Genomic DNA, 24,185 nt, shown 5'->3' on the forward strand with positions numbered 1-24,185 from the left:
GATGCCAGTCCAGCACAAACGGCCGCCGACCACAGACTTCGGTCCGCTCTACAGGAATTCCATGATCACGGCATCCACGGCCAGGCTGTCGCCCGGCTTGGCATTGAGCTTCGATACGATCAGGTCGCGCTCGGCGCGCAACACGTTTTCCATTTTCATCGCTTCGACCACCGCCAGCGTCTCCCCGGCCTTGACTTCCTGGCCTTCGGCGACTGCGATCGACACGACGAGGCCAGGCATCGGGCACAGCAGCAGGTTGGACGTGTCCGGCGCTATCTTTTCCGGCATCAATCGTTCAAGCGCGGCGATGCGCGGCAGCATCGTGCGTGCGGTCACCGACATGCCTTTCCATGCTATGCGAAGGCCGTTTGCGACCGGCCTGACCTGAGCCACGACCCTGCGCGCGCCAACCGTCCCCCGCCAGATCAGGTCGCCCGGCCGCCAATCGGATGAAACGCTTAGCGCCTTGCCGCCGCCGATCGACAGTCCGACTTCTATTGGAATGGTAACCATGCCGTCGACGATGGACACCGACACATAGTCATCGCCGATCTTCACCACCCAATCGGGCTTGACCGCACCGGAGTGCGGCGCCAGTCGCCCGCCCAGCCGATCGAGCCGGTCACGCCGCAACAACTCCACGGCCGTCGCGATCGACGCCAAGACGGCCGTTTCCTTGGAGCTCGGCACGATCGGCATGAAACCGTCGGGATATTCCTCGGCGATGAACCCGGTCGATATCCGCCCCTCCCGCCAGCGCGGATGCTGCATCAAAGCGGCAAGGAATGGAATGTTGTGCTCGATCCCGTCGACAACGAAACTGTCGAGTGCCTCAGACATCGCGTCGATGGCCTTAAGCCTGGTCGGCGCCCAGGTGCAGAGCTTGGCGAGCATCGGGTCGTAGAACATCGAAATCTCCGAGCCTTCGGTGACGCCGGTGTCGTTGCGGATGACGACGTCGCCAAATTGGCCTTCCTCGGGGGGCCGGTAGCGTGTCAGCCGGCCGATCGACGGCAGGAAACTGCGGTAGGGATCCTCGGCATAGAGCCGGCTTTCCACCGCCCAGCCATTCAACTTGACGTCACTTTGCTTCAGGTCGAGCGTCTCGCCGGCCGCGATGCGGATCATCTGTTCGACGAGATCGATGCCGGTCACGAGCTCGGTGACGGGGTGCTCGACCTGCAATCGTGTATTCATTTCAAGGAAATAGAAGTTTTTGTCCTTGTCGACGATGAACTCGACCGTGCCGGCGCTCTGATAATCGACGGCCCTGGCCAGCGCCACCGATTGTTCGCCCATGGCCTTCCTGGTGTCGGCGTCGAGAAACGACGATGGCGCTTCTTCCGCGACCTTCTGGTTGCGGCGCTGGATCGAGCATTCGCGCTCGCCGAGGTAAAGGGCGTTGCCATGCGCGTCGGCCAGCACCTGGATCTCGATATGGCGCGGATCGACGACGAATTTCTCGATGAACAGGCGGTCGTCGCCGAATGAGCTCTTGGCCTCCGATCGCGCCCGGTCGAAACCGTCGCGCACTTCGGACTGGCTCCAGGCGATGCGCATTCCCTTGCCGCCGCCGCCTGCGGAAGCCTTGATCATCACGGGATAGCCGATCTCGTCGGCAATCTTCTCGGCATGGTCGCCATTCTCGATCACGCCAAGCCAGCCCGGCACGGTGGACACCTTGGCGGCATTGGCGAATTTCTTCGACTCGATCTTGTCGCCCATCGCCTTGATGGCCTTCGGCTTCGGGCCAATGAAGACGATGCCTTCGGCTTCCAGCGCCTCGCAGAAAGCAGCCCGCTCCGACAGGAAACCGTAGCCGGGATGAACGGCCTGTGCGCCCGTCGCCTTGCAGGCAGCGATGATCCTTTCGGGGACGAGATAGCTTTGGGCGGCGGGCGAAGGACCGATATGCACCGCTTCGTCGGCCATCTCGACATGCACGGCATCGCGATCGGCATCGGAATAGACCGCGACCGTGGCAATCCCCATCTTGCGCGCCGTCTTGATGACGCGGCAGGCGATCTCGCCTCGATTGGCGATCAGAATCTTGGTGAACATGCGGCTGTCATCCTCGGGTCGGCCACCTTTGTATGGCGTGTGCCGGCGCGGTCAAGCCGCGCCTGATCCTTCAGGTCATTCAATCGATGTGGAGTGGAACTCGGCCATGTGGGATGGAAATTTCTCGGCGTCCTGTGTCTGCAACACACCTGGCAGTTGATCGGGGATGCAAAACCTGAAAGCGTGCGCAAAAAATCGCATCTGGAGAATTGCCCTATGAAAACACGCGCTGCCGTGGCCGTCGCCGCCGGAAAACCGCTGGAGATCATGGAGGTTGACCTTGATGGTCCGCGCGATGGCGAGGTGCTTGTCGAGATCAAGGCCACCGGCATCTGCCACACGGACGAGTTCACCCTGTCCGGAGCCGATCCTGAAGGCCTGTTTCCCGCCATCCTCGGCCATGAAGGCGCCGGCGTTGTCGTCGATGTCGGCAAGGGCGTCACCTCGGTCAAGAAGGGCGACCATGTCATCCCGCTCTACACGCCGGAATGCCGGCAGTGCCCGTCCTGCCTGTCGCGAAAGACCAATCTCTGCACCGCCATCCGCGCCACGCAGGGCCAAGGCTTGATGCCGGACGGCTCGTCGCGCTTCTCGATCGGCAAGGACAAGATCTTCCACTATATGGGCTGCTCGACCTTCTCGAACTTCACCGTCCTGCCGGAGATCGCGGTGGCCAAGGTCAACCCTGACGCACCCTTCGACAAGATCTGCTACATCGGCTGCGGCGTCACGACCGGCATCGGCGCGGTTATCAACACGGCCAAGGTCGAGATCGGCGCCACGGCCGTGGTCTTCGGTCTCGGCGGCATTGGCCTCAACGTCATCCAGGGTCTGAAGCTTGCCGGCGCCGACATGATCATCGGCGTCGACCTGAACAACGACAAGAAGGAATGGGGCGAACGATTCGGCATGACGCATTTCGTCAATCCGAAGGAGATCGAGGGCGACATCGTGCCTTACCTCGTCAACATGACCAAGCGAGGCGCCGACCAGATCGGGGGCGCCGACTACACATTCGACTGCACTGGCAACACCAAGGTGATGCGCCAGGCGCTGGAATCGTCGCATCGCGGCTGGGGCAAGTCGGTGATCATCGGCGTCGCCGGTGCCGGCCAGGAGATTTCGACACGCCCGTTCCAGCTCGTCACCGGCCGCACCTGGATGGGCACGGCCTTCGGCGGCGCGCGCGGCCGGACAGACGTTCCGAAGATCGTCGATTGGTACATGGACGGCAAGATCCAGATCGACCCGATGATCACACACACGCTGGAGCTCGAAGACATCAACAAGGGCTTCGACCTCATGCATGAGGGCAAATCGATCCGAAGCGTCGTCGTTTACTGAGGAGGAAGCCGCCGACCGAAGGGCCAGCGACTCAAGTTGCGAAGGTTCAACAAGGGAGGGAATGAAATGCCTGAGAAACTGCACCCTAAAATCGACAATGGCCTGCCCAAGGAGAGCGCCGGCTTTGCCGGCGGAACGCTGGTCTGCGCCTGCACCAGCAATCCGGTGAAAGTGAAGGTCAAGGGCCAGATCGCCCACAACCATGCCTGCGGCTGCACGAAATGCTGGAAGCCGGAAGGCGCCGTGTTCTCGGTCGTTGCCGTGGCCGGGACCGGCGATGTCACGGTCACCGAGAACGGCGACAAGCTCAAGGTGGTCGATCCCTCGGCCCTGATCCAGCGCCACGCCTGCACCGGCTGCGGCGTTCACATGCATGGGCCGGTCGAGCGCGATCATCCGTTCAAGGGCCTCTCCTTCATCCATCCCGAACGTTTCGAAGAGGACGGCTGGTCGCCGCCGGGCTTCACTGCTTTCGTCTCGTCGATCATTGAATCCGGTGTGGATCCAAAGCGCATGGACGGCATTCGCTCCCAGTTGAAGTCGGCCGGGCTGGAGCCGTATGACTGCCTTAACCCCGGTCTGATGGATTATATCGCCACCTGGACCGCGAAGAAGTCCGGAGTTCTTCCAGCCTGACGGCCACCAGAATTGCCCCAAGGGCCGGACACGCGTCCGGCCCTTGCCCGTTTCGGAGAGACAATGCCCGCCCCTGAAATCTACGTCGACGCCGATGCCTGCCCGGTCAAGGCGGAGGTCGAAAAGGTCGCCGAACGCCACGGCGTCGTCGTCACCTATGTTTCCAATGGCGGCCTGCGGCCTTCGCGTGACCCGATGATACGCAATGTCGTGGTCTCCAAGGGCGCCGACGCCGCCGACGACTGGATCGTCGAGAACGCCAAATCCAACGATATCGTCATCACCGCCGACATTCCGCTCGCCGCTCGCTCGGTAGCACTCGGCGCGCATGTGCTCGGGCCGACCGGGCGTCCCTTCACGCCGGAGACGATCGGCATGGCGGTGGCTATGCGGGACCTGAAGCAGCATTTGCGCGAAACCGGCGAAAGCAAGGGCTACAACGCCAGCTTCGCGCCGCAGGACCGGTCACGATTTCTCGGCGAACTCGACCGCATCTTGCGGCGGGCCCTCAAATCCGCCACACCGGGCTAGAACCGAGCGCCTCCAGGTCCAAACCATGGCTGCCCAAGCCCCCGTCAAGAAACCCATACAACGCCACATGCTGTTTGCGGTTTCGGCCTGCTTCGGCGTTGCGGCGTTCCTGGTTGCAGTTCTGCTGCACGCTTCGTTGGCCTATCCCATTGGTGCCAACGCCTTCTTCGCCGCCTATGACATTCTTGTCATCGCCCAGATGCCGAAATTCACCGGCGCCTACCTCAGCAAGAATGCACGCGCGACCGACCAGCCTGTGTTGGTCATCTTCGCGGTCACCATTGTTGTCGTCAGCGTTGCCGTCGTCTCGCTGTTTCTGCTGATCAACCAGAAGGAAAGTGCCGACCCGATCGGGCTCGGTTTTTCCCTGTTGTCGATTCCGCTGGGCTGGTTCACCATCCATGCCATGGCGGCCCTGCATTATGCCCATGTCTACTGGATGGACGGCGACACGGTCGACAGCAAGACCAAGAAGAAAACGCCGATCGGCGGCCTGCTTTTCCCCGGTGACAAGCGGCCCGAAGGCTGGGATTTCCTCTACTTTTCCGCGGTCATCGGCATGACCGCGCAGACCGCGGACACAAACATTTCGACGACGCATATGCGCTGTGTCGTTCTCGTGCATTCGATCCTGTCCTTCTTCTTCAACACGGTCATCGTGGCCGCCGCGGTCAATCTCGCCGTCAGCCTGGGCAGCCCGTAATAAATCCGTGATCGGATGAAACATCGGTTTGGATCGCGACGTATCAAGAGGACAATGAGCGCGCGGGCCATGCCCCGACTCCGGGAGACACACAGAGATGGAATCGGTTGCAAGAAGCCAATCCGCCGCCGAGCTGGGGGCTTCGGCCACCCATGGAGCCAAGCTGATCTACCGGCAGTCTGCCTGGACCAGGCTGACGCACTGGCTGTGGGCCATCTCCTTGTTCTTCATGCTGCTTACGGGCCTGCAAATCTTCAACGCCCGTCCGCAGCTCTATATCGGCAAGCAGTCGGGTTTCGGCTACGACAACACGATCCTTGAGATCGGGGCCGAAAACACGAGTGCCGGTCCCCGCGGCTACACCGAGATTTTCGGGCATCGCTTCGACACCACCGGCGTGTTCGGCTGGTCTGGCCCGGCCGGCAACGAGACGGCGCGCGGCTTCCCGTCATGGGCGACCATCCCCTCCTACTATGACCTCGGCACCGCGCGCGTCATCCATTTCTTCTTTGCCTGGATACTGACCACGACCTTGATCGTCTGGCTCGTCGCCAGCCTGACCAACGGTCATCTGCGCCGTGATCTCGCGCCGCGTCTCGACGATCTCAAACGGTTGCCACGGGACGTCATTGACCACGCCAGGCTGAAATTCCATCACACACGCGAATACAACACGCTGCAGAAAATGGCGTATGGCGGCGTGCTGTTCTTGCTTCTGCCTCTGATGATCATCACCGGCCTGGCGATGTCGCCAAGCATGAATTCCGTGCTGCCTTTTCTAAACGATCTGCTCGGCGGCCGGCAGACGGCGCGCACCATCCATTTCATCGTTATGCTCCTGCTGGTCGCGTTCTTTCTCATCCATATACTGATGATCGTCGCCGCCGGCCCGATCAACGAACTGCGCTCGATCATCACCGGCTGGTACCGCACCGATCCTCCCGCACAGGACGCCGCCAAGTCGCTCGAGAGGAATGCCTGACATGACCAAATTTCAGATCAATCGCCGGAAGTTCCTGACTGCGGCCGGCATTGGCGGCTCCGGCATGTTGCTGTCGGGCTGCGATGCCTTCGACAGCCAGTTGGGCATCGGCGGCAGCCTGCGAAGTTTCCTGGAAAACGCAAATGGCCTGACATACCGGGCGCAACGTTTCCTTGCCGGGCGCGATTCACTGGCGCCTGAATTTACTGAGGCCGACATCCGCCAGCCACAGCGGCCGAACGGCGTCACCTCCCCAGACGACGATGATTACAAGGCGCTGCTGGCCAACAATTTCGCCGACTGGCGGCTCGAAGTCTCTGGCCTTGTCGAAAAGCCGCTGTCGCTCAGCCGCGAGCAGTTGATGAACATGCCGAGCCGCACCCAGATCACCCGTCACGACTGTGTCGAAGGCTGGAGTTGCATCGCCAAATGGACAGGCACGCCGCTGTCGCTTGTCCTTGACCAGGCGGTTGTGAAGCCAACAGCACGCTATGTCATGTTCCATTGTCTCGACACTATCGACCGCAGTCTGTCTGGCGACATCAAATACTACGGCACGATCGACCTGATCGACGCCCGCCACCCGCAGACGATCCTTGCCTATGGCCTGAACGGCAAGCCGTTGCCGGTCGAGAACGGTGCTCCGCTGCGCGTCCGCGTCGAACGTCAGCTCGGCTACAAGATGCCGAAATATCTGCGTAAGATCGAGCTGGTCGACGGCTTCGCTGATATCGGCGGTGGACGTGGTGGCTATTGGGAAGACAATGGCTACGACTGGTATGGCGGGATCTGAAGGTTTCTTCGCAAGAGGATGATCGACCGCCTTGCGCTTGCCGATCAGCCGCCAAAGCGCTTGCGGGGCTTTCAAGCAACCTTGTCGAGCAACGGCCTGAGCGATGAATGGATCTCCGGCGATGCCTGCCTGATCAGCGTCAGCAGCGCCTTTTCGTTGTCGCGCAAAGGTCTGCCGGCCGCAATATGCCCGACAAGCCAGTTTGCTTCCGCGGCATCGACGGCCTCGGCGCGGCGAGCCATCGCCTCGGCGGCCCGGTTCCGCGCTTCCCATTCGACTTCGATATCTTCCGGAGAACGATAGGCCTCCATGATGCCGGCGGCGCCGCCGGAGATCATCCTGCTCAGAAAACCGCCGATTGCCGGATCGGCCTGTTCGAGGAAGGCGTCACGACGCAGCGCCACTTCGCGAGTCGGCGCCTCGTAGCCGGCCGAGCAGAGCACGAAATTGGCGATGGCCTTGACGAAAAGGTCGTTCCATGACGGGTCGTTGTCGGCCTGGGCGGTTCGGTCGTTGATCCTGAAAAGCACTTCTGCCTCGGCCCGGCTGATGGCAATGTTGCCGTCGCCGCCGTGAGCATAAAGGATCCGTCGCAGAATCTCGACCTCCGCCTTGGAGATTAGTCCGGGAACCAGCGCAGCGCCGGACATAAGCGGCCCCTTGCCATCGATGACCGCGTGAGCAACCTGCTCCAGCGCATACGCACACAACGCCTCCGGTGAGGATCTTGCTTCCTCCAGCACATGGATCAGCAATTCAAGTTCGGTGCGGCTATCCACCATGCCGTCGCGCGAGATCGCGCGGATCAGCCAGTCGGCATTGTCGCGAGAGACATAGCCCGTCGGCTTCTCCTGCCGGACGATAAAGTCGGTGACCGCTTCGACGAAGAACACCGGCCATTCAGCACATTTGTCCTTGGCCGTGGCGTCGAGCGCGAACAGGGCTTCCGCCTCCCCACGCGTCACCACGCCATCTCGGAAAACGTCGCAGCGAAGCATCGCCACGTCCTCCGCCGTGATCCTGCTTTTTGAGGTCAGCCCCGCCACCGGCGCGCTCATGATCAATTCGCCCATCTGTCTCCCCCGTCCCCACCGGTGCAACCCCGGCCCACCACATTGCATCGATCCATATCAGCCTTGTCTTGAAAAACCGGCAAACGGCGTGGTTAGCGAAGGCTTGCCACCCGAGGGCCAGGCCAGATGGCATGCATCGCAACGCGCAGATTTCGGCCAACGCATTAAATGTCGCTGGGAGGTGACAAGGTGTCGCCGACGGGCTATGGATGCTGCGTCGAGGGCTTAAGTTTCGAGTCCTACCTGTTTGCGGGAGAGAGCAGCGAGAGCTGTCGCCGAAGGGGAAATCGCCCGAAATCTCTCAGGCAAAAGAACCGTAGACAGGAAAGACACTCTGGAAAGTCGGGGCTTGCCCCCGCGCCGAAGGTGTAAGCGCCGCCGACAGAGTTCCGGCTGCGCGAGTCTCTCAGGCTTCAGACAGAGGGGCACGGACTGGTCGCCATCAGCGGCCGATTGCGTGCGACTCTGGAGACGACATGACGGGCGACGACACCAAACACCTCCCCCTTGAAGATATTCACGTGGCCGCCGGCGCGCGCTTCGGCGCCTTTGCCGGCTGGTCGATGCCGCTGACCTACCCTGCCGGTGTCATGAAGGAACATCTTCACACCCGCGACCATGCCGGCCTGTTCGACATCTCTCATATGAAACTGTTCAGGGTCAGCGGACCGCAAGCGGTTGAGCTGCTCAACCGCGCCTGCCCCCTGGACGCCGGGGCGCTCGAAATCTCTCGGTCCAAATTGACTTTCTTCCTCAATGAGAAAGCCGGCATCCTGGACGACCTGATCGTTACCAGGCTCGGTGACAGCAGCTTCATGGTCGTCGCCAATGCCGGCAACGCCGTTGCCGACGAAAAGCATCTGCGCGCGCTGGCCGGCGATTTCGATGTCGAGGTGGAGCCCCTCGAACGTGTCTTCCTGGCGGTCCAGGGGCCGGACGCCTGGGCGGCGCTCGATCGCGCGGGAATCGAAACCGGATCGCTGCTGTTCATGCATGGCATCGAACCTCGGAAGGACTGGTTCATGAGCCGGTCCGGCTACACCGGCGAGGACGGTTTCGAGATCGGCCTGCCGGAGGCAGACGCGCGCACCCTTGTCGCCAAGCTGCTCCAGGACGAACGAGTGCTCTGGATCGGCCTCGCGGCCCGCGACAGCCTTCGGCTGGAGGCCGGCCTGTGTCTGCACGGCCAGGACATAACGCCGGAGACGAATCCGGCGGATGCGGCGCTGATGTGGGCAATCTCGAAGGATATCCGCGCCACAGGTAGCTTTGTTGGAGCCGATGCGCTGCGCGCCGCCTTGGGGCGAGGACCAGGGCAGAAGCGTGTCGGACTGAAGCCGGAGGGCCGTCAGCCGGTGCGAGCCGGCGCGGCGCTCTTCGATGCCGACGGCAATCATGTCGGCAACGTTACCTCCGGCGGCTTCGGCCCGTCGGCCGGCCACCCTGTCGCCATGGGGTATGTCGCGACGCCGCTCTCCAAGCCGGGGACGCGGATTTTCGCCGACGTACGCGGCACGAAGATCCCCGTCGATATCAGTTCCCTGCCCTTCACTCCTCATCGTTACCGCAAAGGATAAGCCTGATGCCACAGACCTATTTTACCGCAGATCACGAATGGCTTCGCGTCGAAGGCGGCATCGCCACCGTCGGCATCACCGACTATGCGCAGGAGCAGCTGGGCGACCTTGTCTTCGTCGAGCTGCCGGAAGCTGGAAAGAAGCTCAGCAAGGGCGACACCGCTGTCGTCGTCGAATCGGTCAAGGCGGCTTCCGACGTCTATGCGCCTGTCGATGGCGAGATCACCGAGGCAAATGGCACGCTGGCGGCGGATCCGTCACTGGTCAACTCGGCGGCTACGGGGGACGGCTGGCTGTGGAAGATGAAGCTCGCCGATGAAAGCCAACTTGCAGGTCTCATGGATGAGGCCGCCTACAAAGCCCATATCGGCTGATAACAGGACGCAGTGACATGACCGCAGCACCCTACCCCTTCTCGGCCCGCCATATTGGCCCAGGGCACAACGACGTGAGGGCGATGCTCGCCGCCATCGGCGTGCCATCCGTCGAAACGCTGATCAGCCAATCCGTGCCGAAGTCGATCCGGCTCGACAGGCCGCTCGCGCTGCCCGCGCCTGCAGGCGAGGCCGAAGCGTTGAGGGAGCTGTCGACGGTAATGGCAGGTAATAAGGTGCAGAAAAGCTTCATCGGCGCCGGTTATCATGGCGTCCATGTGCCACCCGTTATCCAGCGCAATCTCTTCGAGAACCCCGCCTGGTACACGGCCTACACGCCCTACCAGGCGGAAATCAGCCAGGGCCGGCTCGAAATGCTGTTCAACTTCCAGACGCTGGTCGCCGAGCTGACCGGCTTGCCGGTGGCCTCGGCCTCGCTGCTCGACGAAGCGACCGCTGTCGCCGAAGCGGTCGGCATCGCGCTGCGGCACCACCGCGACAAACGCAGCAAGGTGGCTCTTGCGGGAACGCCGCATCCGCAGACGCTGGACGTGGTGCGCACGCGCACCGAACCGCTCGGCATCGAGATCGACGGCGAGACGATCGACGACAACACAGCCGCGCTACTCGTGTCCTGGCCCGATACGCACGGCGTTTACGGCGACCGCAAGGCGGCGATCGAAAAGGCCCGCGCCCACGGCGCGCTTGTGGTCTTCATCGCCGACCCGCTGGGCCTGACGCTGGCCGAGGCGCCAGCGAAGCTTGGTGCCGACATTGCCGTCGGCCCGATGCAGCGCTTTGGCGTGCCTATGGGCTTTGGCGGACCGCACGCCGCCTATTGCGCCGTGTCCGATAAATTGACGCGACTGATGCCGGGCCGCCTTGTCGGCCAATCCATCGATAGCAAGGGCCGTCCCGGCTACCGGCTTGCCCTGCAGACGCGCGAGCAGCATATCCGCCGCGACAAGGCGACCTCCAACATCTGCACCGCGCAGGCGCTGCTTGCCAACATGGCGACCGCCTATGCCATATGGCACGGCCCCGCCGGGCTGCAGGCAATCGCGGCTCGCATCCACGCGTTCGCCAACCGCTTGGCAGGCGGCCTCGAGACAGCAGGCCTTTCCGTGCTGGGCTCCAGCCGTTTCGACACGGTCACAGCGCAAGTGAAAGGTAAGGCGGCCCAGATCGCGACCGCCGCCGAGGAAACCGGCCGGCTGTTGCGCGTCATCGATGCAGACCATGTCGGCATCAGCTTCGACGAAACAGCGACCGAGGCCGATCTCGAGGCGATCGCGGCCCTGTTCGGCGCCAAGCCTGTTGCTTCCGCCGACAGCACGATGCCCGGCAAGCCGCGCGGCAGGGAATTCCTGACCCAGCCCGTCTTCCACGAGAACAAGTCCGAAACCGAGATGATGCGCTTCCTGCGCCGGCTGGCCGACAAGGATTTGGCGCTCGACCGAGCCATGATCCCGCTCGGATCCTGCACCATGAAGCTCAACGCCGCCGCCGAGATGATGCCCGTGAGTTGGCCAAGCATCGCCAACCTGCATCCCTTCGCACCGGCGAGCCATTCATCCGGCTACCGCGCCATGATCGGCGAACTGGAAGGCTGGCTGTCGGAAATCACGGGCTTCGATGCTGTCAGCCTGCAGCCGAACGCCGGCAGCCAGGGCGAATATGCCGGGTTGCTCGCCATTCGGGGCTACCACCGCTCGCGCGGCGACCACCACCGCACGGTGTGCCTGATCCCGTCTTCGGCGCACGGCACCAACCCGGCCAGCGCGGCTATGGCCGGCATGAGCGTCGTCGTCGTGCGCTGCACCGATGACGGCAACATCGACATGGAGGACATGAAGGCAAAGGCGGCCGAACACGCAAACAACCTCGCGGCCTTGATGTTCACCTATCCGTCGACGCATGGCGTGTTCGAGGAAGGCGCGCGCGACCTTTGCGCGCTGATCCACGAGCATGGCGGCCAGGTTTATTTCGACGGCGCCAACCTCAACGCGCTGGTCGGCCTCGCACGCCCCGGCGACATCGGCGCCGACGTTTGCCACATGAACCTGCACAAGACCTTCTGCATTCCGCATGGCGGCGGCGGGCCCGGGATCGGCCCGATCGGCGTCAAGGCTCACCTGAAGCCCTATCTGCCGGGACACGTCACCGAGGGTTCGGCCCATGCCGTGTCGGCGGCGCCCTTCGGTAGCGCCTCGATCCTGCCGATCACCTGGATGTACATCCGCATGATGGGTGCGTCCGGATTGAAGCAGGCGACTGAAACGGCGATCCTGTCGGCCAACTACATCGCGACTCGCCTCGGCACGCATTTCCCTGTCCTCTACAAGGGCAGCCAGGGACGCGTGGCGCATGAATGCATCCTCGACACGCGCGTCCTCAAGGACAGGGCCGGCATCAGTGTCGACGACGTCGCCAAGCGGTTGATCGACTACGGCTTCCACGCGCCGACCATGTCGTTTCCGGTTGCCGGAACGCTGATGGTCGAACCGACGGAATCCGAACCGAAGGCGGAACTCGATCGTTTCTGCGAGGCGATGGTTGCCATCGCCGAGGAAGCAGGGAAAGTGGCAAGCGCAGAATGGCCTCTCGCCGACAATCCGCTGGTCAACGCGCCGCACACCGCCGCGGAGGTGCTGGCGCCTGACTGGAGCCATCCCTACTCCCGCCTCGAGGCGGCCTATCCGTCCGGGGACGCGGATAGCGCGGCCAAATACTGGCCCCTGGTATCGCGTATCGACAACGTCGCCGGCGACCGCAACCTGGTCTGCTCCTGCCCGCCACTGTCGGATTATCTGGGCGCGGCGGAATAACCGCCCGCTCGCGAGGCCGGCTTGACCGGTCCGGCCTTGCCAGATTACCACAGCGGCGTGCAAACGACACGCTGATCCCCGAACGGAACAGGAACTTGCGTCGCCTGGCGTTGAAAAGCGTGGCAGTATCGACTGTGATTCGCGGCCCCGGATTGTTTGGCAGGCATGGACGACAACAACGACCTTTTCGGCAATCTGGAAAAGCAGCCGCAGCCGGTTCGCGCGCCGGCTCGCCCGGCTGATCCCCTCGTGCAAGCCACCAAACGTCCCGTTGCGACCAAGGATGGCAGCGAGAGCTATAGCGCTGCCGACATCGAGGTGCTGGAAGGGCTGGAGCCGGTCCGGCGCCGGCCTGGCATGTATATTGGCGGCACTGACGACAAGGCGATGCACCATCTGTTTGCCGAGGTCATCGACAATTGCATGGACGAGGCGGTCGCCGGCCATGCCACTTTCATCGATGTCGAGCTTTCGGCAGACGGCTACCTTGCGGTGACGGACAATGGTCGCGGCATCCCGGTGGACCCGCATCCGAAATTCAAGAAGCCCGCACTCGAAGTCATCATGACGACGCTGCATTCGGGCGGCAAGTTCGACTCGAAAGTCTACGAGACGTCAGGTGGCCTGCATGGCGTCGGCGTGTCCGTGGTCAACGCGCTATCCGACCATCTCGAGGTGGAGGTTGCTCGCGGTCGTCAGCTCTATCGCCAGAGATTTTCGCGCGGCGTACCTGTAACCGGGCTGGAGCAACTCGGCGAAGTCCATAACCGGCGCGGCACCAGGATTCGCTTCCATCCCGACGAGCAGATCTTCGGCAAGGGCGCGGCGTTCGAACCGGCGCGGCTTTATCGCATGACGCGCTCGAAAGCCTATCTCTTCGGCGGCGTAGAAATCCGATGGACCTGCGACCCATCGCTGATAAAGGAAAAGGACCAGACCCCGGCCAAGGCGGCCTTCCATTTTCCAGGCGGCCTGAAGGATTACCTGAAAGCGTCGCTCGGCGACGATTTCCAGGTGACGCGCGAGATTTTCGCCGGCAAGAGCGAGAAGCAAGGCGGCCATGGTTCGCTTGAATGGGCGGTGACCTGGTTCGGCGGCGACGGTTTTATCAACTCCTACTGCAACACCATCCCGACCGGCGAAGGGGGCACTCATGAGGCCGGCTTTCGCAATGTGCTGACGCGCGGGTTGCGCGCCTATGCCGATCTCGTCGGCAACAAGCGCGCCTCGATCGTCACCTCTGAAGACGTCATGATTTCGGCGGCTGGCATGCTGTCGGTATTCATCCGCGAGCCGGAATTCGTCGGCCAGACCAAGGATAGGCTAGCGACGATCGAGGCGATCCGCATCGTCGAGTCCGCGATCCGCGATCCGTTCGACCATTGGCTCGCCGACAATCCACAGGAAGCGTCGAAACTGCTTGACTGGGTCATCGCTCGCGCCGACGAGCGGGTGCGCCGCCGCCAGGAAAAGGAAGTGTCGCGCAAGAGCGCGGTACGCAAGCTGCGTCTTCCCGGCAAGCTTGCCGATTGCACGCAGAACGCAGCCGCCGGGGCGGAACTCTTCATCGTTGAGGGTGACTCGGCCGGCGGCTCGGCCAAGCAGGCGAGAGACCGCGCCAGCCAGGCGGTTTTGCCTCTGCGCGGAAAGATCCTCAACGTGGCCAGCGCCGGCAACGACAAGCTCGCCGCAAACCAGCAGATCTCGGACCTGATCCAGGCGCTCGGTTGCGGCACCCGGTCGAAATACCGCGACGAGGATCTGCGCTACGACCGCGTCATCATCATGACGGACGCCGACGTCGACGGCGCGCATATCGCCTCGCTGCTGATCACCTTCTTCTATCAGGAAATGCCGGCGCTGGTGCGCGGCGGCCATCTCTACCTCGCAGTGCCGCCGCTTTACTCGATAAGGCAAGGCGGCAAAATCGCCTATGCGCGGGACGACGCCCACAAGGATGAGCTTCTGCGCACCGAGTTCACCGGCCGCGGCAAGGTCGAGCTTGGCCGCTTCAAGGGATTGGGCGAGATGATGGCCGCTCAGCTCAAGGAAACCACGATGGATCCGAAGAAGCGCACGCTGCTCCGGATCGATGTCATCGACGCCGAGGCCGCGACCAAGGACGCGGTGGATGCCCTGATGGGCACCAAGCCGGAAGCCCGCTTCCGTTTCATCCAGGAACGGGCCGAATTCGCCGAGACGGAAGTGCTGGATATCTAGCCGCAGGAAGGTCCATAACAGCTCTGTCAGGAGAGAGCGTTTGGACCGGTCGCGGTTGAAGGTTTTTGTTGCAGCAAGCTTAGCCGGTATCACCCAGCCAACGCGCTCGGACTGGATTTTCGCGTTGCGCACGGTGTCGGCGGGCCTGGTCGCGCTCCTGGTCGCCTACGCGCTCAAGCTTGACCATCCGCAATGGGCGATGATGACCGTGTTTATCGTCGCCCAGCCGGTTGCCGGCATGGTGCTGGCAAAAGGCTTCTACCGCCTGCTGGGCACGCTGGCGGGCGGCATCGCGGCGGTCGGCATCTCCACAGTCTTCGGCGCCAACCCGTGGGTGCTTGTCACCGCTCTGGCCGTCTGGATCGGCATATCTACCTTCGTCTCCTCGCTGCTGCGAAATCCCGAGGCCTATGGCGCGGCCCTTGCCGGCTACACCGCCATGATCATAAGCCTGCCCGCCTTCGGACAACCACAGCTTATCGTCGATCTCGCCGGGGCGCGCTGTGCCGAGATCATGATCGGTATCGTCTGCGCTGGCGTGACCAGCAGGCTGATCTTGCCGAAACTCGCAAGCGAGGCCCTAGCCTCTCGGTTGAAGCGCTGCATTCTGGACCTAGCCACCTATGCCGGCGGTGCCTTTTCCGGTGGAGATTTGGCGACACTTGCAGGGCTACACAGAAAGCTGATCACCGACACGCACACGCTTGCGGAGATGCGCGCCTATGCCAGGCTCGAGGCGCCGAGCTTCGCGCCGCGCGCCCACCCGGTGCGGCGCACAATAGGCCAGCTTCTTTCGGCACTGTCGGCAGCGCGCGCGCTGCATGCGCACGCCGCGCCGAGAAACGCGGCACTCCTGCCGGTGCGCGGTGAACTGCAATCCCTTGTCGGCGACCTGGAATCGATGCCGGGGGCGCTGGACGACACCGCGCCCTGGGTAAAACGGCTCGATGCGATCTCGGCCGAGGCACGGCGGATGCCCGATCCGTCGACCGACATGGGCGAGGACAGGGTCGGCACCGTCACGCGCCTGACCATCGCCGCCGATTTTGCCGAGGCCCTCAAACAGGTATTGCGTGGTCTCGACGCCCTGCGCGATCCTGTCGGGCGGCCTCTTCGGAGCGGCCGCCAACCTGCTCTGGTCGTGCATCGGGACTATCCCGGCGCTTTGCGCAACGCGGTACGCGCGGCCCTGGCGACGCTGCTTGTCGCAGCGTTCTGGCTGACGACGAAATGGTCGGAAGCCGCCGGCACGGTGATCCTTGTCGCCGTCGTCTCAAGCCTGTTCGCGCCGCGCCCCGATCCGGTGCAGGTCGCCTGGGGATTCTTCAAGGGGACGCTGCTCGCCTTGCCCTTTGCCTTTCTCGTCGGCCAGATCGCATTGCCCGCCCTTCCCGGTTTCGGCTGGTTCACGCTTTTTGTCGTGCCCATACTTGTGCCCGCGGCGCTGGCCATGGCCAATCCGCGCTTCGTCGGCGTGGCGACCGCTTTTGCCATCAACTTCCTCGCCTTCCTCAGCCCACATCAGGCGATGGTCTACGATCCCGGCCTGTTCCTGGCCGGGTCGGCATCGATCCTGGTCGGGATCCTGCTGGCTATTGGGGTCTTCATGGTCGTGTTGCCGGTCGACCCATGGCTTGTGGCCGATCGCATCATACGCGCCATGCGCCAGGATCTGGCGCGGCTTTGCCTGCATGATCGCGTGCCCAGGCGCTCGGCCTTCGAGAGCCTTGCCTATGATCGGGTCAACCAGTTGATGCCGCTGGTGCAGAATTCCGGCAGAAAGGGCGAAGCCGTGCTCGGCGGCAGCGTGGCAGCCGTAACCGTCGGGCTTGAAGTCCTGCGGCTGCGCAACGCAGCCCAAAGCCAGGCCATCCCGCCGGAGACCGCGACCTCGATCACCAACTTCCTGACAGGATTGGCACGTGAACTGCTTTTCCGGGCTCCCGGTGATCCCAGCACATCGACGGTAGCCGTCGCCCGGCAATATGCAGCAGGCATCGCCCGCCGCAACGGCACCGGGGAGATGCTGCGGATCGCCGCGTCGCTGCGCATCATCGCAGCCGCAATGGAGGATTTCCCCGATTTCTTCGCCAATGACCGAGGCTAGCGCACTTCAGCGTGTCACCGAAACGCTGAAATGCTCCAGCTCAGTGTTCTGGCGCATTTCGGGCAGCTACGGCAGCCCAGGCTAGGCCGCCAGAGCCTTCTGAAGCTGCTTCAGGCTTGTCTCGCAACGTTCGGCGATCTCGTCGATATCCGATTCAGTCACGATCAGCGGCGGAGAGAACCCTAGCGTGTCGCCCATGCAGCGGCCGATCAGCCCGTTCTCGTAAGCAATCCGATCAAAGGTCGGCCCCGCTTCCAGTGCCGGATCGAACGGAACCCGCGTGTCGCGATCGGCGACGATCTCGATGCCTAGCATCAAGCCCTCGCCGCGCACGTCGCCGATGATTGGGAACAGGCCCGCCAGGTGATCGAAATGCCCCCGAAGCCGCTTGCCCATCTGGCGGACATGATCGACTATGTTCATTTCCTCGTAGATCTTGATAGCTTCCAACGACACGGCAACGCCGACCGGGTGGCCCGAATTGGTGAAGCCGTGGCCTAAGGATCCGCCCTGCTTGTTGAACGTCTTGACGGCTTCATAAATCTCGCCGGCCATGACCACGGCCGAGATCGGGAAGTAGGACGATGACAGGCCCTTGGCCAGGGCCATCATGTCCGGCTGCATGCCGACCGTCTCCTTGCCGAACCAGTTGCCGGTGCGGCCAAATCCGCAGACGATTTCGTCACCGAGACAGAGAATGTCATACTTCTTCAGCACCCTCTCGATCTTGGCGAAATAGGAAGCCGGCGGGACGATGATGCCGCCGCCTGCATTGATCGGCTCAGCTATGAAGGCGGCGATCGTGTCGGCACCTTCGCGCAGGATCAGTTTTTCCAGTTCGTCGGCAAGACGCTGCGCGAACTGCTCCTCGCTCTCGCCGGGCAGCATGTTGCGATACGGGTCCGGACAGAGCGTGTGCAGGAAGCCGGCGATCGGCAGCCCGAACTCGCGATGCATGAATGTCAGCCCGCACATCGACGCCGCCGCAATGGTCGAGCCGTGGAACGCGCGGTCGCGGGCGATCACCTTGCGCTTGGTCGGCTTGCCGCGCACCGTGTGGTAGATCCAGGCGAGCTTCACCATCGTCTCGTTCGCTTCTGAGCCGGACGTGGCGAAGTAGGTCTTGCCACCCTCCATTCCGGTCAGTTGAAGCAGCTTCTCCGCGAGGTCCGTCGCCGGCGCGTGGGTTCGATTGAAAAACGTATGATAGAAGCCAAGCTCACCATATTGACGGTTCGCGGCAGCCGCCAGACGCTGGTTATTGAAGCCTAGCGAAGCGCACCATAGGCCGGCCATCGCGTCGATATAGGATTTGCCCGAATCGTCGAAGACACGAATGCCCTCGCCGCGGGTGACGATCAGCGGGCCGTTTTCCTCCAGCCGCGTCGGGTTTGTCTGCGAATGAAGTTGCGATGCCACATCGCGGCCGGCGACCGAATTTGGCTTGAAATGTGTGGTCATCCTGTTCTTCCTCTGGTTTTCAACAGATCATGAGAGACGTTCGCCGCTGGCGCGGTCGAAGACGAGTAGATGGCTGGGATCGATCTCGGCGTAGGTCGCGGTGCCGGGCGCCAGTCTGACGAAGCCCGGCACGCTGGACACCAACGTGCCGCCCTCCCAGTCGAGCGTGACATGGGTAGTCGGGCCGACCGGTTGGACCAGCCGCACACGAGCAGGCACGCCCTTGCCGTCGGAAAGCTTCACATATTCTGGCCTGGCGCCGACCTCCACCTGCCGGCCCGCCTCGACAGGCTTCGTTTGCGCGGGCAAAGGAATGGCCGTGGAGCCCACCTTGCAGACTGCCGTCCCATGGCTCTGCTCGATAATGCCCGGCGCCAACTCGATGCGCGGACTGCCTATGAACGTCGCGACGTAGCGTGTCGCTGGGCGGCTGTAGATTTCTTCCGGGGTGCCAAGCTGCTCGATCCGCCCCTGGTTCATCACGGCAATGCGGTCGGAGATCGACATCGCCTCCTCCTGGTCGTGGGTGACGAAGATCGAGGTGACGCCGAGCCGCTGATGCAGTTCCTTGACCTCGGCGCGCATTCTCATGCGCAGGCTCGCGTCCAGGTTCGAGAACGGCTCGTCAAACAGGAATATCTTGGGCTCGCGCACCAAGGCCCTGCCGATGGCGACCCGTTGCTGCTGGCCGCCCGAGAGTTGCGAAGGCAGCCGGTCGAGCATGCTGGACAGTTCGAGCGAGGCGGCGACCTTCTCGACCCGCCTGCGCACCTCGCTTGCGTCCATCCCCCGCATCTTCAGGGTGAAGCCGATATTGCGGGCAACGCTCATATGCGGATACAGGGCATAGTTCTGGAACACCATGGCGACGTCCCGCTGCACCGGCGAAAGGTCGTTGACCCGCCGGCCGCCCATGAGAATGTCGCCGGAACTGACATCCTCGAGCCCGGCGACCATGTTGAGCGTCGTCGTCTTGCCGCAACCCGATGCGCCAAGCAGCGTGACGAATTCGCCCTCGGGGATCGCCAGGCTGACGTCCCGGCACGCCGTGTAGCTGCCGAATGTCTTCGAGACGTTCTTCAATTCGATTGCGGTCATGGGCGCTTCAACCCTTCATCATGCCGTCGGCGAAGCCGCGGATGATCTGGTTGCGGAACAGGATGGCGAGAAGGATCACGGGCGTGACGCTGATGACGGCGGCCGCCATCATCTGCCCGAACACCGTCTGGTACTGGCCGGCGAACTGGGCGATCACCAGGGGTACAGTCTGCGCGTGCTGCCGGGTCAGGATCAGCGCGAAGAAGAACTCGTTCCATGCCTCCACGAAGGCGAACACGGCCGCGGCTGTAAGCGGCGGGATCGAAATCGGCAGCACGATGTACCAGAAGGTGGCGAATATACCGACGCCGTCGACGGCGGCGGCCTTTTCGAGCCCTACCGGAATGCTGGTGAAGAACCCGCGCAGGATCCAGATGACGATCGGCAGATTGAACGACAGGTATACGACGCCAAGCGACAGGACATTGTCAATGAGGCCAAGCTTGCTGATCAGAATGAACAACGGAATGGCAATCGCAATGCCGGGCAGCATCTGCGTGGCAAGGATCAGGAAGGCAATGCCGTTGGCGCGCGGCACTGGCAGTCGCGCAAGCGCATAGGCGGCGGGCGCACCCAAGGCCAACGCCACGGCGGTCGAAAACAGCGAGACGACCAGCGAGTTGAAGATGCCTCGCCCCAAAGCCGCGGCGGCGCCGACGACGGTGGTGAAATTGGTGAGCGTGAAATTCGCAGGCGACAGATCCGGCGGCTGCTGGATCAGAGCCTTCTGCTGCAGCAAGCTTGAGATCACGAGCCAGAGAACCGGGCCTGCCGACCAGACGACGAAAACGGCCAGCCCGACAAGGATCATCGTCTGCCTGAAAGGACCGCCATGCTGAAGACGAGCGAAGCTCATCGCGAGGCTCCGGGCTGGCGGGGCCACAGCAGCCAGACATACAGCCCGGCAAGAATGAAGGTCACGGCGAAGATCACATTGGCGATTGCCGATCCGTAGCCGAGATCGAGGAAATTGAACGTCACGCGGTAGGCAAGGAAATTCAGCAGCGCCGTTGCGTCCGCCGGCCCGCCGCGCGTCAGCACGAAGACCAGGTCGAAGACGCGAAGCGACCAGATGGTCTGCAATACGATGGCAATGGCAATCACGCCTCGTATTGTCGGAAGCGTTACGTGCAGAAAGCTCTGCAGCGGTCCCGCGCCGTCCATGTAGGCGGCGCGGTAGAGCGATTGCGGCACGCGTTGGAGGCCGGCAAGCATCAGCAGGGCAACGAAAGGCACAGATTTCCAGACGTCTACGATAAGCAGAAAGTTGAGCGCCGAAAAAGGCGTCCCGAGCCAGACCTGGTAGTAATCGATGATGCCCAGCGATTTGAGGATGCCGTTGAGCACCCCGTAATTGGCGTTGAGGATCCACTTCCACAGGACGGCGTTTGCCACCGGCGCGATCGCCCAGGGAATGATCAGCAGGATGCGGAAGAAGCCGGACTTTCCCATCGGATGATTGAGAAGAAGGGCGACGCCGAGACTTATCAGCGTCACCAGGATCACCTCCATCACCGAGAAATAGGATGTGTTGAGAGCGGCCTTCCAGAACACCGGGTCGGCGAACAGACGCTGGAAATTCTCCAGCCCGACCCAGCTCTGCGAAACGGCGCCGCCTGTCAGCTGCACATGCTGCAAGGCAAGCAGGATCGAATCGACGATCGGGAAGCCAAGGATCGCGGCAAGCACGATCATGGCCGGGGCGACGAAGACCATGCCTGTTCTTCGTCTGCGCTGCTCGAATGTAGGTGTCATGACAGCGCGGCGCCCGATCCGGTTGCTCGATCGTCGATCAGCCGCGCCGCTTGACGATCGCCGTCACCGCGTCATGGGCGTCGGCAATGGCCTGAGCGGCGGTCTTCTGTCCCTGCAGAGCCTTCTGGACTTCAGTGCCGACAGCAACCGTGACCTGATTGTAGTCAGGGGTCACGAAACTGTCATAGGGGTGCTTGGCCTGCTCGAGGACGACGGCAGCATTCGGCGCCTTGGCCTGGACCTCGGGGTCGGCGAGCACGGACAGGCGGATCGGCAGCCAGCCGGTATCCAGGACCTGCCGCTTCTGCACGTCGGCATCGAGATAGAACTCGATCAGCTGCTGCGCCTTTTCCGGGTTCTTGCTGCTCTTGGTGATGGTCCAGGCGTCCGTGCCGTCAATCGAAGCGCTTCCCGCTGGGCCTGCCGGCAAGACGGCGCTGGCAAGCTTGCCTACAACCTGCGACTGGTTTGGATCGTTGCCGGCGTTCCACATGAACGGCCAGTTCATCATCATCGACGCACGTCCCGACAGGAGTACGTTGGTCGCATCATTGATGCTGGCATACGAGATCGATCCCGGGTCGGTGGACGGCATCATGTCAACCATCATCTGCAAAGCCGCCACGCCCTGCTCGCTCTTGAAGATCGGCAGCCCGTCCTCACCATACATCTTGCCGCCGGCCTGCTGGAGAAACACCATCCAGTAGCTGGCCGTACCGCCGATGCCCGCGGGGTCTCCGTAGTTCAAAACCAGGCCATGGCGTCCGTCCCGGGTCAGTTCCTTGCCGTAGGTCTTGAACTCGTCCCAGTTCTTCGGCGGAGCCTTGAACCCGGCCATCTCGAGATGTTCCTTGTTGTAGAACAAGGTGAGCAACGACAAGGTGAAGATGGTGCCGTAACGCTTGCCGTCGACGGTGACGGTCGAGAAGCTCGAGGCCGGGAGATCATCGACCAGCGCCTTCGGCAGCTTGTCGGCATAAGGCGTCAGGAAGGATTGGAATTCGGGCACCCACCCGCAATTGTAGGTGATATCCCAAGGAGATGAACCTGATGCGAAAGCGGTGGCCATGCGATCGTGAAGCTGGGGCCAGGCAAGCGTCTCATATTCAACCGTCGCGGCGTTGGCGGCTTTCCATTTTTCGAAGGCTTCCTCCGAAAACTTGGCGGCGCCCGGGGGCGCCGGGTCGGGCGGGAGCGGCGCAAACACGTTGAGCGCTACCGCCTCGGCATGCGCCTGGCGTGTCATGAAGCCAGGCATGGCGGCTGCGGCGCCGGCGGCGGCGCCAGCCTGGAGAAAATTTCGACGACTTAAGCTGTTGAACATTGGGCGGCTCCCCTGTTTTCTGTGGCCCTATCGATCTACGCAATGAGAATTTGACACGTATTGCAGGTCTGTCAATAGTTATTCCGTCATTCTGACTTACTAATTCGGAAAGGCCCGAAGGACTCCATGCTTCTTAGCGCCACCAACATCGTGAAGGCGAAACAGATCAACCTCTGGGTCGTTCTCGACACGATCCGCATCAACCATGGCATCTCGCGCTCCGGCATCGCCGAAATGACGGGATTGTCGAAACAAGCCTGTTCGGACCTGGTCGATGAGCTGATTTCGCTTCATTTCGTGCAAGAAGGGAAATCGTCCGAGCGTCGCGTCGGCAAGCCGCCTACCCGCCTCAGCATCAATCCGGACGGCGCCTACACCGTTGGATTTCATGTCGATTTCGGACAGATGTCGGCCATCGCAGTGAACCTTGCCGGCGATGTACTGCATCGCGAAGACCGGCCGCTCGACGATCTGGAACCTGAAAGTGCCGTGACCGAACTGGCGGGAGCGACCAGACGCCTGATGGCGGAAGCCGGGATTTCCTCGGAGAGATTCCTCGGGATCGGGCTGGCCACACCGGGCCCCTTTGCGGTGGCTGGCCTCAGCCCGCCCCGCCTGCCCGGCTGGGACGCCCTGACGCTTCGCGGCCTGCTGCGGGACAAAACCGGCTTCCCCGTGTTTCTGACCAATGACGGCCAATGCGCCATCATCGCCGAATGGTGTTTCGGTGAAGCCGCCCGGGGACTGACCAATTTCGTCTACGTCTATTTGAGCACCGGAACGGGCAGCGGCGTCATGGTCAACAGCGCCGCCTTCGGAGGAGCGAGCGGCAACGCCGGCGAACTGGGTCATCTGACGGTCGTGACCGACGGCCACCAATGCATCTGTGGCAAGCGGGGTTGCCTGGAGACTTACGTCTCGGTGGATTCGGCGATGCGCTATCTGGCCGCGAAGGGAATTCATGTGAATTCGATGGCGGAGTTCGCATCCCGTGTCGACGCGGAAAATCCCGATATCGAGTGCTGGATAGCGCAGGGCGTCGAGCCGTTTCGGAGCGCCATCAACGCCATAGAAAATCTGTTCGATCCACAGACGATCATGATCGGCGGAAATGCTCCCGACTGGCTGATCACCCAGTTCATGTCCCGAGCGGAACCCCTGCTGCCATCGGTCGGCCGCGTCCAGCGGACACTGCCCCGGATGATGAGGAGCGATCTGGGCGCCGATGCGGTCGCACACGGTGCTGCCGTCCTGCCATTGCTGGCAACATACAATCCCCAATATCGCGATCTGAACCGCTACGCATGAGAGCCACCCG

Annotated in this window: 19 protein-coding genes and 1 riboswitch; of the genes, 12 read left to right on the forward strand and 7 right to left on the reverse strand. The window is 62.6% G+C overall.

The window, feature by feature from the left end:
- Positions 1 to 48: 48 nt before the first annotated feature.
- Positions 49 to 2,061, reverse strand: coding sequence for an acetyl/propionyl/methylcrotonyl-CoA carboxylase subunit alpha (locus LB513_RS15580; RefSeq protein WP_224664380.1), 2,013 nt, complete (start codon positions 2,059 to 2,061; stop codon positions 49 to 51).
- A gap of 216 nt (positions 2,062 to 2,277) precedes the next feature.
- Here LB513_RS15580 and LB513_RS15585 point away from each other — a divergent pair, with 216 nt between their 5' ends.
- The 6 genes from LB513_RS15585 (at position 2,278) to LB513_RS15610 (ending at position 7,050) form a co-directional block, all read left to right on the forward strand.
- The gene (locus tag LB513_RS15585) at positions 2,278 to 3,405 is read left to right on the forward strand and encodes an S-(hydroxymethyl)glutathione dehydrogenase/class III alcohol dehydrogenase (RefSeq protein ID WP_224664381.1); all 1,128 of its coding nucleotides are present in this window, start codon (positions 2,278 to 2,280) and stop codon (positions 3,403 to 3,405) included.
- A gap of 66 nt (positions 3,406 to 3,471) precedes the next feature.
- Complete coding sequence (gene gfa, locus LB513_RS15590; RefSeq protein WP_224664382.1) at positions 3,472 to 4,041, forward strand: S-(hydroxymethyl)glutathione synthase; 570 nt, start codon at positions 3,472 to 3,474, stop codon at positions 4,039 to 4,041.
- A gap of 63 nt (positions 4,042 to 4,104) precedes the next feature.
- Positions 4,105 to 4,572 carry a YaiI/YqxD family protein gene (locus LB513_RS15595; protein WP_224664383.1) on the forward strand — a complete coding sequence of 156 codons (468 nt, stop codon included), beginning with the start codon at positions 4,105 to 4,107 and terminating at the stop codon, positions 4,570 to 4,572.
- 25 nt (positions 4,573 to 4,597) lie between these two features.
- The gene (locus LB513_RS15600; protein WP_224664384.1) at positions 4,598 to 5,275 is read left to right on the forward strand and encodes a DUF1345 domain-containing protein; all 678 of its coding nucleotides are present in this window, start codon (positions 4,598 to 4,600) and stop codon (positions 5,273 to 5,275) included.
- 97 nt (positions 5,276 to 5,372) lie between these two features.
- On the forward strand, positions 5,373 to 6,257 hold the full coding sequence (locus LB513_RS15605; protein WP_224664385.1) for a cytochrome b/b6 domain-containing protein: 885 nt from the start codon (positions 5,373 to 5,375) through the stop codon (positions 6,255 to 6,257).
- A gap of 1 nt (position 6,258) precedes the next feature.
- Positions 6,259 to 7,050, forward strand: coding sequence for a molybdopterin-binding protein (locus tag LB513_RS15610; RefSeq protein ID WP_224664386.1), 792 nt, complete (start codon positions 6,259 to 6,261; stop codon positions 7,048 to 7,050).
- 71 nt (positions 7,051 to 7,121) lie between these two features.
- Here LB513_RS15610 and LB513_RS15615 read toward each other — a convergent pair whose 3' ends face one another.
- Entirely contained in the window at positions 7,122 to 8,123 is a 1,002-nt protein-coding gene (locus tag LB513_RS15615) for a hypothetical protein (protein WP_224664387.1), read from the reverse strand.
- 240 nt (positions 8,124 to 8,363) lie between these two features.
- Positions 8,364 to 8,450: riboswitch (glycine riboswitch) on the forward strand.
- Between the two features lie 149 nt (positions 8,451 to 8,599).
- On the opposite strand from LB513_RS15615, the gene gcvT reads away from it, so the two are divergent.
- The 5 genes from gcvT (at position 8,600) to LB513_RS15640 (ending at position 17,229) form a co-directional block, all read left to right on the forward strand.
- Positions 8,600 to 9,700: a glycine cleavage system aminomethyltransferase GcvT gene (gene gcvT, locus LB513_RS15620; RefSeq protein ID WP_224664388.1), complete on the forward strand. Its 1,101-nt coding sequence runs from the start codon at positions 8,600 to 8,602 to the stop codon at positions 9,698 to 9,700.
- Between the two features lie 5 nt (positions 9,701 to 9,705).
- Entirely contained in the window at positions 9,706 to 10,074 is a 369-nt protein-coding gene (gene gcvH, locus LB513_RS15625; RefSeq protein ID WP_224664389.1) for a glycine cleavage system protein GcvH, read from the forward strand.
- Between the two features lie 17 nt (positions 10,075 to 10,091).
- On the forward strand, positions 10,092 to 12,902 hold the full coding sequence (gene gcvP, locus LB513_RS15630; RefSeq protein ID WP_224664390.1) for an aminomethyl-transferring glycine dehydrogenase: 2,811 nt from the start codon (positions 10,092 to 10,094) through the stop codon (positions 12,900 to 12,902).
- Positions 12,903 to 13,067: 165 nt separating this feature from the next.
- A complete protein-coding gene (gene parE / locus LB513_RS15635; RefSeq protein WP_224664391.1) occupies positions 13,068 to 15,122 on the forward strand; it encodes a DNA topoisomerase IV subunit B in 2,055 nt (684 codons plus the stop codon).
- Positions 15,123 to 15,162: 40 nt separating this feature from the next.
- Positions 15,163 to 17,229 carry an FUSC family protein gene (locus tag LB513_RS15640; protein ID WP_224664392.1) on the forward strand — a complete coding sequence of 689 codons (2,067 nt, stop codon included), beginning with the start codon at positions 15,163 to 15,165 and terminating at the stop codon, positions 17,227 to 17,229.
- Between the two features lie 81 nt (positions 17,230 to 17,310).
- Here the strand turns inward: LB513_RS15640 and LB513_RS15645 are convergent, their stop codons facing one another.
- From LB513_RS15645 to LB513_RS15665, 5 genes are all read right to left on the reverse strand, one after another.
- On the reverse strand, positions 17,311 to 18,690 hold the full coding sequence (locus tag LB513_RS15645; protein ID WP_224664393.1) for an aminotransferase: 1,380 nt from the start codon (positions 18,688 to 18,690) through the stop codon (positions 17,311 to 17,313).
- A gap of 27 nt (positions 18,691 to 18,717) precedes the next feature.
- Positions 18,718 to 19,788, reverse strand: coding sequence for an ABC transporter ATP-binding protein (locus LB513_RS15650; RefSeq protein WP_224664394.1), 1,071 nt, complete (start codon positions 19,786 to 19,788; stop codon positions 18,718 to 18,720).
- A 7-nt stretch (positions 19,789 to 19,795) separates the two neighbouring features.
- Entirely contained in the window at positions 19,796 to 20,644 is an 849-nt protein-coding gene (locus LB513_RS15655; RefSeq protein WP_224664395.1) for a carbohydrate ABC transporter permease, read from the reverse strand.
- The gene (locus LB513_RS15660) at positions 20,641 to 21,504 is read right to left on the reverse strand and encodes a carbohydrate ABC transporter permease (RefSeq protein WP_224664396.1); all 864 of its coding nucleotides are present in this window, start codon (positions 21,502 to 21,504) and stop codon (positions 20,641 to 20,643) included. The genes LB513_RS15655 and LB513_RS15660 overlap by 4 nt, the downstream gene beginning before the upstream one ends.
- 76 nt (positions 21,505 to 21,580) lie before the next feature.
- Entirely contained in the window at positions 21,581 to 22,867 is a 1,287-nt protein-coding gene (locus LB513_RS15665; RefSeq protein WP_224664397.1) for an ABC transporter substrate-binding protein, read from the reverse strand.
- A gap of 126 nt (positions 22,868 to 22,993) precedes the next feature.
- Here LB513_RS15665 and LB513_RS15670 point away from each other — a divergent pair, with 126 nt between their 5' ends.
- Positions 22,994 to 24,175 carry an ROK family transcriptional regulator gene (locus tag LB513_RS15670; protein ID WP_224664398.1) on the forward strand — a complete coding sequence of 394 codons (1,182 nt, stop codon included), beginning with the start codon at positions 22,994 to 22,996 and terminating at the stop codon, positions 24,173 to 24,175.
- Positions 24,176 to 24,185 lie beyond the last annotated feature (10 nt).

Origin of the sequence: Mesorhizobium sp. ES1-1, from assembly GCF_020164785.1 — a bacterium.
Classification (GTDB): domain Bacteria; phylum Pseudomonadota; class Alphaproteobacteria; order Rhizobiales; family Rhizobiaceae; genus Mesorhizobium.